Genomic DNA, 15,338 nt, shown 5'->3' on the forward strand with positions numbered 1-15,338 from the left:
TACCTGTTAGCGACTAATAGATACGTTTTTTATTTTGCTTTGGATTATAATGAGGACGAAGCGACACCCTTGCCTATTCAAATCTCCCTCGAAAAAAAGGTGAAAACTATATTACAATGAAATGAATGAAGAAAACAAACATTGATTGCCAGGTAAAACAGGCTAAGGAAGGTGAAGAACTTGGAAGCAGTGATTTTTGATTTTGACGGAACGATTATCGATACCGAAAGTCTATGGTTTGAAGTGTACCGTGATATGCTGCTGTCACACTTTGACTATTCTTTACAGATTGACGATTTTTCAAAGGTAATCGGAACAAACGATGATAGTCTTATTAAGCAGCTGGAAAGAGAAATTGGTAAAAAATTTAATCCCGTAAGTTTTTCTGCTATAACCGTGGCTGAAGTTGAAAAGAAAACGAAGTCTCTTTCCTTAAGGGAAGGAGTATTAGAGCTAATCATCTCCTTACAATCAAAAGGAATTAAATTGGCGATAGCCTCTAGTTCTAGTCGTAAATGGATCCAATCCCATTTGGAAGCATTCGAGCTGACCTCTTATTTCCCTGTTATTGTATCAAGTGATGATGTGGCGAGAGTAAAGCCCGATCCAGAGCTTTATAAAAAAGCTTTAGAAAGGCTAGGGATAACGGCAGCAAATCGAGCAGTAGCTGTCGAGGACTCAGGACATGGGGCAATAGCGTCAATAGCTGCTGGAATCCAAACTTTTGTGGTACCGAATCCAGTCACGTCTTTCATACAGTTTCCTAAAGAAGTCATAAAATTTGATAGTTTTCAAGATTTAAGAAAAGCATTAGAGGGGGCACTTAATGACAAGACATCAGTGTAAATGGATATTAATTGGTTTATTGATTGCGTTTTTTGACTTCAGGTTTGAAAATGTTAATTTAGTTCCAGACATAGCCGGATGGGGAATCATCATATATCAATTAAGTGAAGCCAGAAATCATTATAAAACATATAGTACGGCGAGAATACTTGCGATTCTGCTTTTTGGATTATCGATACCGGACTTATTTACAGTGCAATGGGATTATTCTCTTGAACATAGTAATTTCTTGTTAGGGTTAATTAGTTCAGTATCGTATTTAGCATTTATTTTAAAACTGCTTGAGGGGATGGCGCTTCAATTAGAAAAGCAAAGTTGGCTAGAAAAATCAAAATCAATGTGGAAGTTTCGTAAGGTATATGGAATGTTTGCTTTGATTCCGATGGGATTTATTTGTTTAGCGGCTATTATTCCTGGTGCGTGGGGACTCTACATGAGTTTTCTACCGCTTATCGCCATAGGAATCATAGTGGTTCAAATCTTTTTGTTTGTACGTTTATATGATACAAGAACGATTATTGAGGAATACGGTCCAACGACCAGTTAGAAGGATCTCGATTGTAGGTCTTTCTTTTTTATGAAAAATATCTGTTTCCGTGATACTGCAATTTTTCTAGCATGAATTTTATCCTGGAGAAATGGGCTATTGATGCTTAAGAGAAAAAGGATATAGGGCCTTCTTAACTTGCATGGGCTTGCAAAGTCACTTATTCCTCAGCATCTCAGCTAGCTCATATAGTCGATCATACTGCTTAATGCAAAAGCGATTTCCTTCCTTTTGCAAATACCCTTTATCACAAAATTGTGCAAGTACATGCAATAAGTGTCGATAGGAGACGCCTAAAAAATCACAAACAGTTACGTGCTTCTCCTTATAGACCCCTTCATCAGCGGTTTGCAAAATGAAATCCGCCAGCAGGTTTTTAAGCGGGAAGGCTAGACTTTGAGAATACTTTGTTGCCATTTGTGTTGCTTTTACACTTAAAAACTTGGTTAGTTCCCGCAGAAATGTTGCATCTTCTAGAATTTGTACACGACAGCGATGAATTGGAATTGCAAAACAAATAGTCTTAGTGGAGGATTGAATCCCTTTTGTATAATAAACCTCATTTAATAATTCCATTTCCCCAATATAATCATTGGTATTGACAAAATTAATTAATGAAACTTTCCCATTATGATGCGTTATATAAATTTTTGCTTTTCCTTCTATCACATAGAATAAAAAATCCGGTCTCATGCCTTCTTGAATAATCCATTCATCGCGTTTATATTCATGCACTTGTATAAACTCTTCAATCGGAAAAGAAAATAAATGCGCAATGGAGTACTTATCCAAATAAAGTTGCCTTTTTCCATTTTTTAAAATTTCCATAATCCAACCTTAAAAATATGAGATATCTCATATTATTGTACGTATCTCCATGATATCATGCAAATAATGGGGGGATACAATTGAATACACAACGCTGGATGAGCAGACAGTTTTTTAGTTTTTATATGACATGGGGGATTTTTCTGCCTTTTTGGACAGGATGGATGATTGATACAAAAGGAATTACCATTTCACAAGCCAGCTTAATTATGAGCCTGGGTTTGGTTGTAAGAGGCTTTTCTACATTAGTTGCGTTTCCTTATTTATCGGAGAAATTTAGCAGTAAAGCATTATTAAATGGGATGGCAATCGGATCGCTAATTTCTATTTTTAGTTTTATTCCAGCAAGTTCCCTTGCCAGCTTAATTGTGGTAACGTTACTTTTGCATTTCTTTTATCCAACGTTGATGCCTGCTTTAGATAGCGCGGCTGGCGCCCTTGTGCAAAGTAAACAATTAAAACATTACGGGAAGAGTCGATCGTGGGGGTCGATCGGGTTTGTTGTTTGCGGCATGTTCTTAACCGTCTTTACCGGGGCGTTTGGCGATGAAGTGATTTTATGGGCGATGTTACTCGGCATATCGGTATTCGTATGTCTTGGTTTTATGCGTACACCCGTTGTATTATCTGAAAAACCTAAAAGAGTTAAAAGCAAAAAAGGCGGCATGTTAAAATTATTTCACATCAAACACTTTGGTTTGGTACTCGTTATTGTCATTTTTCTGCAAGCAGCACACGCTTCTTACTACAGCTATGGCTATATATTTTTACTAGATATCCATGCACCCGAATATTTAATTGGCATGATTATAAATATTGCTGTGATTGCAGAAATTATTTTCTTCTTAATCGCAGATCGAAGCTTTCATAAATTTTCAGTAGGTTCGTTGCTGACGCTAGCGGCACTTGGTTCAACTGTACGTTGGATATTGGTATTTGCTTTTCCAAATGTTATTCTTTTCTCTATTGCGCAAACATTGCATGCATGCTCATTTGCAATGGGGCATTATGCCTTTATGAAATACTTAATCAAAAATATTCCGCATCAGCAGATTCCGAAAGCACAAGGCATGTATTCAGCGCTGGCACTAAGCTGGAGTACTGCAGTGTTCACGATTTTCGGCGGCTATTTATACGAAATCGAGCCCAGATTCGCTTTTATCGGGATGATTGTTTGTACGATTCCATCGATGCTGCTTGCAATTTTTTATCGGAATTTGGAACTTAGAAAGGAAGCTTCTGTTGCCATATAGGGTTCGTTAAGAAAAGTCTTCTCGTGGCTGAGTCAATCTTATTAAGAAGGGCTTGTCTATTTGGGACAAGCTCTTAATTGTTTATCTTTAGATTAAATTATATTATTTTTTATTTTACCTCTTGATTCCGCATTTCTCTTCAATTAGAATAGTTTTTATCCTGTTTTTTCCACAACTATATTTTTTGCTCCCGGCGAAATGACTGCCATGGTTTCCAACTTTTCCATTCTTTTAATCTATTTCACCGCTATTAAAAGGATGGGTGTTGCAAGGCTGCACTCCGAGCAAGTCTCGTGTCTGCCTAGTTTTCTAAACAGGAAAGGAGACCTTTATGTCTGTAAAAGATCACCCTGATTTTGATGCAGAGGTCAAACGTTTGCAATTTACGAAAAAGTACATGGATGCTGTGATTTTAACAGCCGAAACGAGTTCGGAGCAGTTTAAGGAAAATATGAAATTGGCATTTGAGGACCTCGATGATTCGGATTCCAGTTTAAGTTATACCGAATTATTAGCAAACGCACGTTTCTTTGAAATGTCAAAGGCCGACCTTGAGAAACTGAAAAAGCTCCGTGCCAAGCCTTACTTTGCTCGAATTGACTTTTTAAGAGAGGGTCAAAAAGAAAAGGAAATCTACTACATCGGCAAAACTTCCCTTTACAAACGAGAAAATCAAGAACCGATTATTGTTGACTGGCGTTCTCCGATTGCGAACCTTTATTACGAAGGCCGAATTGGGAATGAGTCCTACAAGGCTGAAGGAGAGGTCTATCATGGTGACCTATCCTTAAAAAGACAGTATGTCATCGAAGAAGGGGAACTTGAAGAAGTTCGGGATATTGACCTTACAACCAATGATGAAATCCTGCAGGAATCCTTAGCCAAAAGTGCCAGCAATCGCCTCACCGATATTATTAATACCATTCAAGAAGAACAGAACCGTGTAATCCGCGCAGATTTAAACAAACCCATTATAGTTCAAGGGGCAGCGGGAAGCGGAAAAACCACAATTGCGTTACACAGAATTTCCTATTTTATTTATAACTATGCAGAGTATTTCCAGCCAGAAAATTTGATGATTTTAGCACCGAGCAGGTTGTTCATTGATTATATTTCAGAAGTCCTGCCGGAACTTGGAGTTGAAAAAGTTAAACAATTTACCTTTACAGACTTTGTGCTTCAATGCATCGGGGTGAAAGTAAACGTAATCAATGACCAGAAGCTGATTCAGTTAGTTGAACAAGATTCAGATGAAGTCAAAACGGCTGCAGCCATTTCTGGTTTAAAAGGCTCTAGGCTTATGAAGCAAATCCTAGATCGATATATCGAGCATATTGAATATACGTTCCGTGCTACAGAAGATGTATATGTTGATAAATACAAGATTTTTACGGCAAAAAAGTGGACCGCACTTTTTCGGGACGACTATCAATACTTGCCGATTTATCGCCGTGTGGAGAAGCTGAAGCTAGTTTTACAAAATGATGTACGGCAAAAGAAGAAGCAAATGGTCGATAAAATCGTTCAGTTTTACGATGATAAAATTGAAAAAGCGATTTACCGGATGAAGGACCCTAAAAAGAGACAAGCTTATGTGTCGGAAGCCTTGGACCGGAAAGAACTGAGGGTAAAAGAAATCCAAAAAGCCATTCGGAATGCAGTGCCGCAATATATAAGAAAGTTTCCAAGGAAAAAACTCTTGGAGTATTACGAAGATCTATTTGAAAACCCCGAACGTTTAATCCGATTTTCAGATGGAAAGCTCACACACAAACAAGCCCAAGTTTTATGTTCGTATAGCCTAAACCTAATTGCTAAGAAAAAATTTGAAATGGAGGATCTTGCTCCATTACTTTATCTGCAGCAAGCCCTTTTTGGAATCGACCCGCACTACCGGGCAAAGAATGTTGTAATTGATGAAGCCCAAGATTATAGCTATCTTCAGTTTGCCTCATTAAAAGCAGCGCTCGAAACGGATATGTTTACCGTAGTTGGGGACTTAGCGCAAGGGATTCATTCTTATCGGGGAATGACCGACTGGCAATTAATAAAAACGGATTTGTTTCCGCGAGCTACCTATGTAGAATTACAGAAAAGTTACCGGACAACTGTTGAAATCATGGAGGAAGCCAACAAACTCCTTCCTTTGATCCCTGAGAAGACTCCTAAAGTTGAGCCGGTCGTTCGTCATGGAGAGAAGCCATACTTTATTCAGATTCGAGATAAAGAGGACATTATTGCACAAGTAGAGAAATGGATTTCCAGCTATAAAGAAGAAGGGTTCCAGACCTTTGCAATCATCGGAAAAACGATGAAGGATTGTCGTCAACTTGCAAAAATTCTAGAGCGAAGCAATAAATTCTCAACCCAGTTGCTTCATGAGCAGGATCAGCTTAAAAAAGAGAATGTCGTAATAGTGCCTTCCTATTTGGTAAAGGGACTAGAATTTGATGTGGTCTTTATTGTCGCTCTTGATGAAGCATTTCGAAAAGAAGTGGAATTAGATGTGAAGCTGTTGTATGTTTCCATGACAAGACCGCTGCATCGATTGCTGTTTCTCGGGAAAAAACAAAGTGATTTCATATTGGTGAATTAGAAGTTTTAACCTATAATAATCAAAAATAAACAAGCAGGGTAAATCCCTGCTTGTTTATTTGGCTGGAAATCTCCAAACAGCCGCTTCGCCGTCAAAGGACGCCATTGATTCGTATCTGAGCTCCCACTCACCTTCTTGAGCCGGAACATCAAAGTAAACGGTACCTTTGACTTTTTTTCCGCCAGGAAGTTCGGTAGATAAAGCCATGTCCTCAGAAGGTAAAGCTTGAGTCAGTTCAAAACCTTCTGCGTCATATAAAGTAAATTCGGTATTATCAATAAAATAGGCTTCTTGATTGGTATTCTCTACAACTAAATTTGCAACGATTGCATGATCTTGTGTTAATGGCTGAAATTGATTAATTTCGCCTTCGTACACCTCAACACTTTCAAGGGTGATTTTAACCCCTTCAACTTCAACAGTATCTCCTATCGTTGCTGCTTGAGCTTCATCTTGATTTTCATCTTCCTGTGCTTGTTCCTGATCTCCATTTTCTTCAGCAGCCCCGCCATTTTCGGCTGTGTCGCCTCCGTTATCAGCAGCTTCATTGCCCTCATCTGTGGCAGCTCCGCAAGCGCCAAGTATCAGTAATAAACTAAATAAAATCGGAAAAAGTTTTAGCTTCATGATGTACCTCCTTAAGTAGTATCGATTTTATTATGCGTCAAATACAGCATTATCATTATATCCTAAAAAAAATCAGAATCAAGTGGAAGAATCTATAACAGTTGGGTTATCATGAAAATGGAAAATACTACATTGGAGGTCAAGTATATGAAAAAAACGTTACAGGGGACAACAACCTTACATAATGGAATTGAGATGCCTTATTTCGGTCTAGGTGTGTATAAAGTAGAGGAAGGACAACAAACTGAAGAAACGGTACAAGCCGCTTTAAATATTGGTTATCGTCTGATTGATACCGCCGCCCTTTATGAAAATGAAGAGGGAGTAGGCAAAGCAATTAGAGAAAGCGGCATTCCACGCAAAGATATCTTTGTAACAACTAAAGTATGGAATAGTGATCAAGGGTATGACTCTACATTAAAAGCATTTGAGACAAGCTTTAATAAGCTCGGCTTGGATTATATTGATTTATATTTAATCCATTGGCCAGTTGTGGCGAAGTATAAGGATACATGGAAAGCACTTGAACGTCTTTATGAAGAGGGCGCAGTAAGGGCGATTGGTGTCAGTAACTTTCAGCCCCATCACTTAGAGGACCTTATGAATACTGCCAATGAAAAACCAACTGTCAATCAGGTAGAATGTCATCCTTTACTTACGCAGGCAGAAGTTAAAGAAATCTGCTGGAAGCATGATATTAAAGTAGAAGCATGGTCGCCGATTGCACGAGGACGTGTGCTTGAACATCCTGTATTAGTGAAACTGGCTGAAAAGCATCAAAAATCCCCAGCCCAAATCATATTGCGTTGGCATCTGCAGCAGGACGTTATCATCATTCCAAAGTCAGTAAACGAGAAACGATTAAAGGAAAATGCTGATATCTTTGATTTTGAATTAACAGCTGAAGATATGACACAGATTGATGGACTTAATAAAAATGAAAGATTTGGTGCCGATCCAGATAATTTTGATTTTTAATTGACTCCGCTTTAGCGGAGTTTTTTTCACGTAATAGAATCCGACATAACTGCCAAATTGATTTCCGCTGCAGGCAGTCGCTTTCCGCGGGCAACGCTTCAGCTTCCTCGGAAGCAAAAACCGCTTCCTGCGGGATCTTCAGCTGTTGCTTTTCCCGCAGGAGTCGACTGCCCTCCGCTCCAATCAATTATCACAAAAGTAAATAGCTACGTTTGTGATTTAATCAACTAATCCTTTTTACGGTCGATTTGTAATCGTGAATAAAAGACAGGGACTGGGTTAAAATCATAAATGATCTACAACTAAGTAGAATCTACCTAGAGAGGTGATGTGGACATGGCAAGTGTAAACTTAGCCATTATCTATTACAGTTCAACTGGTACAAATTACCAAATGGCGCAGTGGGCAGAACTTGGCGGGAAAGATGCTGGAGCCGAAGTTAAGGTTTTAAAAGTAAAAGAGCTTGCCCCTGAAGCGGCCATTGCTTCAAACCCTGCTTGGAAGAATCACTATGATGAGACTAAAAATGTCCCTGAGGCAACGCCGGATGATCTCGATTGGGCAGATGCCATTATTTTTAGCTGTCCGACCCGATTTGGTAATGTCCCATCACAGATGAAGCAATTTTTAGATCTGACAGGAGGGCTTTGGGCACAAGGAAAATTAGCTAATAAGGTAGTTAGTGCAATGACCAGTGCAACTAATTATCACGGTGGCCATGAACAAACCATAAATGCTCTCTATACAACCATGATGCACTGGGGTGCGATTATTGCTGCTCCAGGCTACACAGATCCTGTGATTTTTGGAGCTGGGGGGAACCCTTATGGGACATCAGTAACGGTGGACCAAGAAGGAAAAATGCTTGAGGACGCAGAAGGTGCAGTTAAACACCAGGCCAAACGAACTGTAGAAGTAGCAAAATGGGTGAAAAGCGGATTAAACGGCTAGCACTCAGAATATAAAAGGCTGTCCCACAAAAATTGGAAGGGGACAGCCTTTTATTTTAATAAATTTATCATATCATCTAAGAATGGCGCTTTTACTGTAATGTTCTCTTCAAGTAAAGGATGAATAAAAGATAATTGAATGCCATGAAGAGCTGGCCGATAAAAGTCTGATGAACCGCCATAAAGCTGATCGCCAACAAGCGGATGTCCTATAGAGCTAAGATGTACACGAATTTGGTGGGTTCGCCCCGTTTCAAGTGTACATTGTATCAGAGACCGATTCTTTTTCTTGGAGGATTCTAGAACCTGGTAAAGGGTTATAGCGGATTGTCCGCCTGGTGAAACCCTCCTTCTTGTCGGATGGTGCCTATCCCGGCCAATGGGTTCGTTTATCGTCCCCTTATTCTGGGATGGTATCCCATCGACAACAGCCCAATAGGTACGGTGTACTTCTTTCTTTGTCAATCGCTCGTCTAATAAGACACCTGCCAATTCATGTTTTGAAAACAGAACAGCCCCTGTTGTGTCACGATCTAACCGGTGAATGGGACGAACTTTTCGTTTTTCCCCAGTAGCATAAACATGAAAACTTACAGCATGCAGAAGGGTTGTTTCTTCCTTTTCTTCTGTCGGATGTGTCTTCATATGGGGTGGTTTGTTAACCGCCATACAATGGTCATCTTCAAATAAAATATCAATATCTGCATAGATTGGTGCAACTAAAAATTCCTGATCCTCTAATACTTTTATTTTTAAGCGATCTCCTTTGTTACATGGAGTATTCCAATGGTGATCGTCTCCATTTATTAAAACAGCACGATCCATCCGCCATTGATGAACCAGTTTTTTTGGAAGCATCCATTTCTTTTTAAAAATATCCTGTAATGTAAGCCCTTCCCATTCCGCTTTTACAGGTAAAATAAGGTAGGGACCCTGTCGATCAACTCGCATACCGTATACTCCTTATGTAAATATTCAAACTGAATTACAATGCCTTAAATTACCACCGACTATGAAGGTTGACCTATGTTATTCTAGATAATATATTACGACTAGATTACAGAGTGATGACAAAGGTGGGTCGGTGAGTGAAAGTAGTATATGCCTCGACAAAGGAACAAGCGGAAAAAATTCAAGAACTAGTTTCTTATATGTATTCTGAAATTTTCCCACAATTTTTCCTTGATGATGAAATAGAAAACTTTGAAAATATGGATGTCTTACATATGAATGAAAGGCACTATGAATATGTCAGTACACTTAAAGAAGCCTTTCAGGTTATTTCAAGCTTACAAACTATTATAGCCATTTTAGAAGTAAAAAATCGAGAAGATATCGATGAAAAGTATCGGGATATTTTCAATGAAAATGTCCGTATACTGCAGAATTTTGGTTTATGCTTTCCCTTTTCCTTTCGGCATTTTCAATCGATAAAAGCTAGTTCGAATGATTTTAGCGCCTATGTGAGACCGGCCAATCAATTACTTATTTAATGGATAATGAAAAAAGTGCTAACAGTTAATAAACCGTTAGCACTTTTAATTTAGGTTTTACTTTGCGGCTACGTATTCAGTGAACCAGGCATTAAAATATTCTTTGTCGTATGCGCCCGTTATCCGTTCATACTCTACACCATCTTTAAAATGAATAATAGTTGGCGTGGCTTCGATCGCGTAATCATTCCAGCCTTCTTCAAATTCTAAGATGTTGTATTTAACAAGGTCAATTCCCATTTCTTCTGTCATTGGATCAATAATAGGGGTAGTAGCCTGACAGTGAACACACTCAGGGCTAAAGAAATAAACCGTCACATCTTCTTTATTCGCTAGCTTTTCTTTTAATTCATCTGGAAGGATGATATTGTCATATAATGGATCACCAATCAGATCAATGGTAGACTGTTCTAAATTATCTGTGCCGTAAGGGTTATCCTTTAACTTATCTGCGTTTTGTGCATAATTTAAAAAGGCCATTCCTCCGAATAAAACAACAATGATAACTAGGAAAATAATAACTTTTTTCATTATTTCACTCCTTTTTTCCAGATTAATAAGCTGAAATTAATGATAATAATAAAGGCAATTAGAGCAAGGAAAGGAATTGTAACGAATCCAAACCAGTTAATATATTCACCCGTACAAGAGACTCGTCCGCACGAAATAGAATTTTCAGCCAGAAAACTCACTTTTTGAATAGAATAATGGTAAAGCGAGATTAGTGCACCGATGGATGATAGGATTAATGTATACAAACTGATAGAAAAATCTTTTTTAACAACGGCTATCCCCAAAATAATCGCTTGCGGATACATAAGTATTCTTTGGTACCAGCATAAAACACATGGCTCATACATTCGTACCTCAGAAAAATATAAGCTGCCAAACATCGCAACAACGGATGCAGCCCATGCTATGAATAAATAAGTTTCTCTTCGATCTTTTTTCAACCGGAACCCTCTCCTTCTTCTTAACAAATTATATTATGCTTGGTTACAAAAAGTAAATTGAAAGAGTTTGACAATATTATGAATATCTGAACAATAGACGACATTAACAAAAAAAAGTAAGCTAGTGTATGAAAACCAATATGAAAGAGGGATGCACTATGCAAACTCGTAAATGGTGGAAGGAATCCGTTGTTTATCAAATATATCCGCGCAGCTTTTATGATTCGAATGGGGATGGAATCGGAGACATTCCTGGAATCATTCAAAAATTAGATTATTTAAAAGAACTGGGTATTGATGTAATCTGGCTTTCACCTGTCTATGAATCCCCTAATGATGATAATGGGTATGACATCAGTGATTATAGAAATATCATGGATGAATTCGGGACGATGCAGGACTGGGAACAGCTTTTAGAGGAGATGCATAAACGAGGGATTAAGCTTGTGATGGATTTAGTGGTGAATCATACGTCTGATGAGCATGCCTGGTTTGTTGAATCTAGAAAATCAAAGGATAATCCTTATCGCGATTATTATATTTGGCGGCCAGGGAAAGAAGGAAAAGAGCCGAACAATTGGGAATCGGCGTTTAGCGGTTCTGCCTGGCAATATGATGAAACGACAGGTGAGTATTATTTACATATCTTTTCAAAGAAGCAGCCGGATTTAAACTGGGAAAATCGCAATGTACGAGAAGAAGTCTACGATATGATGAAGTTTTGGCTTGATAAAGGTGTGGATGGCTTCCGGATGGATGTGATCAACTTTATTTCTAAGGTTGAAGATCTGCCGGACGCACCCAATCCGCATGGTGTTATGTTTGTATCGGGAAGTAAATATTTTATGAATGGTCCGCGCATTCATGAATTTCTTCAAGAAATGAATAAAGAAGTTTTGTCCAAGTATGACATTTTAACGGTTGGCGAAATGCCTGGAGTCAGACCGCAGCAGGCGATTGATTATACGGGTGAGGACCGAAATGAACTAAACATGGTGTTTCAGTTTGAACATGTCGATATTGATTCCGGTCCAGAAGGCAAATGGGATCTTCGGCCGTTTGATTTAATCCGGCTAAAAGAAATATTATCAAAGTGGCAGGAAGAACTCTTTGAAAAGGGCTGGAACAGTTTATATTGGAACAATCACGACCAGCCAAGAATCGTCTCTCGTCTTGGTGATGATAAAGAGTATAGGGTAAAGTCTGCGAAAATGCTCGGAACCTTGCTACATATGATGCAAGGGACTCCTTATATCTATCAAGGCGAAGAATTGGGCATGACTAATGTACGATTTAAATCGCTTGAAGATTATCGGGATATTGAAACTCTCAATATGTATAAAGAAAAAGCCGAAGCAGGAAAAAATCATGAAGAGATTATGAGATCGATTTATGTGAAAGGACGGGATAATGCGAGAACCCCGATGCAATGGGATGCGAGTGAACATGCTGGTTTTACAGCCGGGTCCCCATGGATTAAAGTAAATCCGAATTATATGGAGATTAATGCAGAGAATGCATTAAAGGATAAGGATTCGGTCTTTCACTATTATAAAAAGCTGATTCAGCTTAGAAAACAACATGAGATTATTGTGTACGGCAAGTATGATTTGTTGTGGAAGGAACATCCGCACGTTTATGCCTATACGAGGACACTAGATAACAAACAGCTCCTTGTATTAACGAATGTTTCCGGTTATCCGCAAACATTACAGCTGCCTGATGAGATACAGCCAAAGTCAGAACCTGAAATCTTGATAAGCAATGATCAGCATCAGCCATTTTCAAGAGAACTTACATTAAACCCGTGGGAAGCAAGGGTTTATCAGTATAGTATTTAAAGAAAATTCTCCCGCTGCGAGCCATAAGGCGAAGCATGATGCGTAATTGCACATAGTTAATATCTAAAATTTTTACTGAGAAAAACATACATCTATGCTAAAAATGCTATACGCTTAAAGTATAAAAAAGACAAGTAACATTCGATTACGCTTAATCGGGTTACTTGTCTTATTCTTTTTTACCAAAAAAGCCATAAAAGAAAAACTCTGTAATTTCTTGAATCCGTTCTTTTTTATTAATTCCTGTATACATTTCTGGAAAATGGCGAATTCCCTCATTAAAAATTTGCGTAATCAGTAAAATGGTTTCAGGGGAATAGGAGGCACTAATCTCACCGCTATCTTTTCCTTCCTGCAGAAAAGCATAGACAGAAGGGAGCGAGTCTTTCGTTGCAAAATCACTGATCAGCTTTTGCAGCTTAGGAGAAGGAGATGAAAATATCGCTTTTAGGAAATCGTCATGAATGCTGATCGTTTCCTGAAGCTTCATTCCAATAATAAGGCCGATTTTTTCTTTAAAGGAAAGCTCTTTATGATCCATTATCTTCTGAAACGCGTTTAACTGCTCTTCAAGATAAAACTTGACGACCTCAAATAAAAGCTCATCTTTATTGCCAAAATAATTGTAGATTGAAACCTGAGAGACATTTGCTTTTTCTGCAACGTCTTTGATACTGACTTTCTGAAATCCGTTCTTCGTGAATAGGGATAAAGCAGCATGGAGAATCTGCTCCATTTTTTGAAGTCGTCTCTTTTCAAATCCGTTCATTCTGTCACCTCAATCCCAATCATATGAAATTTGGGACATGATTTCAATCATTTTCCCTGCCATAGCCAACCATTAAAACGTGAGGGAGATCTTTCTATGACCAAGCTTGATCTATCTAAATTTGAGAAAAAAGTGATTGTGCGAACCATGGAAGTGAAAGATATTGACGATATTATTAAACTGGAGAAAATATGTTTCCCAGGCATGATCCCGTGGAAGCGGGACCAACTGGAAAGCCATCTTGAGATATTTCCTGAAGGTCAATTTGTTGTGGAGTACGATGGTGAAATCATTGCCTCTTCTTCGAGTTTGATTATTGACTTCCATGAATATGACGCCCTCCATACATGGGATGACATTACAGACGAAGGCTATATAACAAACCATAATCCGGAAGGCTATAATTTATATGGAATTGAGATCATGGTCCACCCCGATTATCGCCGGATGAAATTAGGCCATCGGCTTTATGAGGCCAGAAAGGATTTGGCAAGAAGACTTAATTTAAAGAGTATCATTATTGGAGGAAGAATTCCTTTCTACCATAAATATGCTGATGAAATGTCGCCAAAAGAGTACGTCGAACAGGTTCGAATGCGAAATATTTATGATCCGGTGATGTCCTTCCAGTTATTTAATGGTTTTACTTTAAAGAGAATCAACCCTAATTATTTGCCAGATGACAAGGCATCTAATAAATATGCAACCTTAATGGAATGGAATAACGTTGACTATCAGCCGAAATCAAAGCGGTTCTTTAAAACGAGTTTCCCGGTTCGAATTTGTGTCGTTCAATATGGAATGAGGCAGATTAACTCTTTTGAAGAGTTTTCACATCAAGTCGAATATTATGTGGACGTGGCTTACGATACAGGCTCCGACTTTGTTGTATTTCCTGAACTTCTTACTACGCAGTTGATGTCTTTTATAGACGATAAATCACCGAACGTAGCAATTCGGAAGTTAGCCGAATACACCGAATCCTATATTCAATTATTCACAGATTTGGCTGTTAAGTACAATGTTAATATCGTTGGCGGATCTCACATTGTAGAAGAAGATGACAATAAAATCTATAATATTGCCTACCTTTTTCGAAGAGATGGGACAATTGATAAACAATATAAGCTTCATATCACTCGTAATGAAAGAAAATGGTGGGGTGTCAGCCGTGGAGATGAGGTTAAAGTATTTGATACGGATTGCGGCAGAATTGCCATCGCAATTTGTTATGACATCGAATTTCCTGAAATCGCCAGGATTGTGACAAACAGGGGTGCAAAAATTATCTTTGTTCCGTTTTGTACAGAAGATCGGCAAGGATATTTACGGGTGCGGTACTGTGCCCAGGCAAGAGCGATTGAAAATCAGGTGTATACTGTGATTTCAGGAACAGTAGGGCATTTGCCGCAAACGGAAAATATGGATATTCAATATGCACAATCCGCGATTTTTTCCCCATCTGATTTTGAATTCCCAAGAGACGGGATTATAGGGGAAACCAATCCTAATATTGAGATGGTGGTTATTGGCGATGTCGACCTTGAAATTCTAAGAAGGCAGCGGCAAGATGGCACTGTCCAGCATTTAAAGGATCGACGAAATGATATCTACGAAATAAAATACAAAAATGGCAAATGAGGTTGTTTTAATGCGA

15 protein-coding genes are annotated in these 15,338 nt (G+C 38.6%); 9 read left to right on the top strand and 6 right to left on the bottom strand.

Annotation, left to right across the window (positions count from 1 at the left end):
• Positions 1–189 precede the first annotated feature (189 nt).
• Both CRO56_RS08740 and CRO56_RS08745 read left to right on the top strand, forming a co-directional pair.
• Complete coding sequence (locus CRO56_RS08740; RefSeq protein ID WP_245855748.1) at positions 190–846, top strand: HAD family hydrolase; 657 nt, start codon at positions 190–192, stop codon at positions 844–846.
• Complete coding sequence (locus CRO56_RS08745) at positions 827–1,393, top strand: hypothetical protein (RefSeq protein ID WP_097158225.1); 567 nt, start codon at positions 827–829, stop codon at positions 1,391–1,393. The genes CRO56_RS08740 and CRO56_RS08745 overlap by 20 nt, the downstream gene beginning before the upstream one ends.
• A 156-nt stretch (positions 1,394–1,549) precedes the next feature.
• On the opposite strand, the gene yeiL is transcribed toward CRO56_RS08745, so the two are convergent.
• Complete coding sequence (gene yeiL / locus CRO56_RS08750; RefSeq protein WP_097158226.1) at positions 1,550–2,221, bottom strand: transcriptional regulator YeiL; 672 nt, start codon at positions 2,219–2,221, stop codon at positions 1,550–1,552.
• Between the two features lie 80 nt (positions 2,222–2,301).
• Between yeiL and CRO56_RS08755 the strand changes: the two genes are divergently transcribed.
• Entirely contained in the window at positions 2,302–3,474 is a 1,173-nt protein-coding gene (locus CRO56_RS08755) for an MFS transporter (RefSeq protein ID WP_097158227.1), read from the top strand.
• Between the two features lie 331 nt (positions 3,475–3,805).
• Positions 3,806–6,070, top strand: coding sequence for an RNA polymerase recycling motor HelD (helD, locus tag CRO56_RS08760; protein WP_097158228.1), 2,265 nt, complete (start codon positions 3,806–3,808; stop codon positions 6,068–6,070).
• Positions 6,071–6,124: 54 nt separating this feature from the next.
• Here the strand turns inward: helD and CRO56_RS08765 are convergent, their stop codons facing one another.
• Positions 6,125–6,697, bottom strand: a complete 573-nt coding sequence (locus CRO56_RS08765; protein ID WP_097158229.1) for a DUF4352 domain-containing protein — start codon at positions 6,695–6,697, stop codon at positions 6,125–6,127.
• A gap of 147 nt (positions 6,698–6,844) precedes the next feature.
• Between CRO56_RS08765 and CRO56_RS08770 the strand changes: the two genes are divergently transcribed.
• Complete coding sequence (locus CRO56_RS08770; RefSeq protein WP_097158230.1) at positions 6,845–7,675, top strand: aldo/keto reductase; 831 nt, start codon at positions 6,845–6,847, stop codon at positions 7,673–7,675.
• A 336-nt stretch (positions 7,676–8,011) separates the two neighbouring features.
• On the top strand, positions 8,012–8,626 hold the full coding sequence (gene wrbA, locus CRO56_RS08780; protein ID WP_097158232.1) for an NAD(P)H:quinone oxidoreductase: 615 nt from the start codon (positions 8,012–8,014) through the stop codon (positions 8,624–8,626).
• 50 nt (positions 8,627–8,676) lie between these two features.
• Here wrbA and CRO56_RS08785 read toward each other — a convergent pair whose 3' ends face one another.
• Complete coding sequence (locus tag CRO56_RS08785) at positions 8,677–9,576, bottom strand: RluA family pseudouridine synthase (protein ID WP_097158233.1); 900 nt, start codon at positions 9,574–9,576, stop codon at positions 8,677–8,679.
• A 137-nt stretch (positions 9,577–9,713) separates the two neighbouring features.
• On the opposite strand from CRO56_RS08785, the gene CRO56_RS08790 reads away from it, so the two are divergent.
• Complete coding sequence (locus tag CRO56_RS08790; RefSeq protein WP_097158234.1) at positions 9,714–10,118, top strand: YhcU family protein; 405 nt, start codon at positions 9,714–9,716, stop codon at positions 10,116–10,118.
• Between the two features lie 57 nt (positions 10,119–10,175).
• On the opposite strand, the gene CRO56_RS08795 is transcribed toward CRO56_RS08790, so the two are convergent.
• Positions 10,176–10,649 (bottom strand): thioredoxin family protein, encoded by a 474-nt coding sequence (locus CRO56_RS08795; protein ID WP_097158235.1) that lies wholly within the window; start codon positions 10,647–10,649, stop codon positions 10,176–10,178.
• Positions 10,649–11,071, bottom strand: a complete 423-nt coding sequence (locus CRO56_RS08800; protein WP_097158236.1) for a disulfide oxidoreductase — start codon at positions 11,069–11,071, stop codon at positions 10,649–10,651. The genes CRO56_RS08795 and CRO56_RS08800 overlap by 1 nt, the downstream gene beginning before the upstream one ends.
• A 158-nt stretch (positions 11,072–11,229) precedes the next feature.
• Between CRO56_RS08800 and CRO56_RS08805 the strand changes: the two genes are divergently transcribed.
• Positions 11,230–12,912 carry a glycoside hydrolase family 13 protein gene (locus CRO56_RS08805; protein ID WP_097158237.1) on the top strand — a complete coding sequence of 561 codons (1,683 nt, stop codon included), beginning with the start codon at positions 11,230–11,232 and terminating at the stop codon, positions 12,910–12,912.
• 169 nt (positions 12,913–13,081) lie between these two features.
• On the opposite strand, the gene CRO56_RS08810 is transcribed toward CRO56_RS08805, so the two are convergent.
• Positions 13,082–13,681 (bottom strand): TetR/AcrR family transcriptional regulator, encoded by a 600-nt coding sequence (locus CRO56_RS08810; protein WP_097158238.1) that lies wholly within the window; start codon positions 13,679–13,681, stop codon positions 13,082–13,084.
• Positions 13,682–13,777: 96 nt separating this feature from the next.
• Between CRO56_RS08810 and CRO56_RS08815 the strand changes: the two genes are divergently transcribed.
• Positions 13,778–15,322, top strand: coding sequence for a bifunctional GNAT family N-acetyltransferase/carbon-nitrogen hydrolase family protein (locus tag CRO56_RS08815; protein ID WP_097158239.1), 1,545 nt, complete (start codon positions 13,778–13,780; stop codon positions 15,320–15,322).
• Positions 15,323–15,338: the final 16 nt, after the last annotated feature.

It is taken from the genome of Bacillus oleivorans (genome assembly GCF_900207585.1).
GTDB classification, from domain to species: Bacteria; Bacillota; Bacilli; order Bacillales; family JC228; genus Bacillus_BF; species Bacillus_BF oleivorans.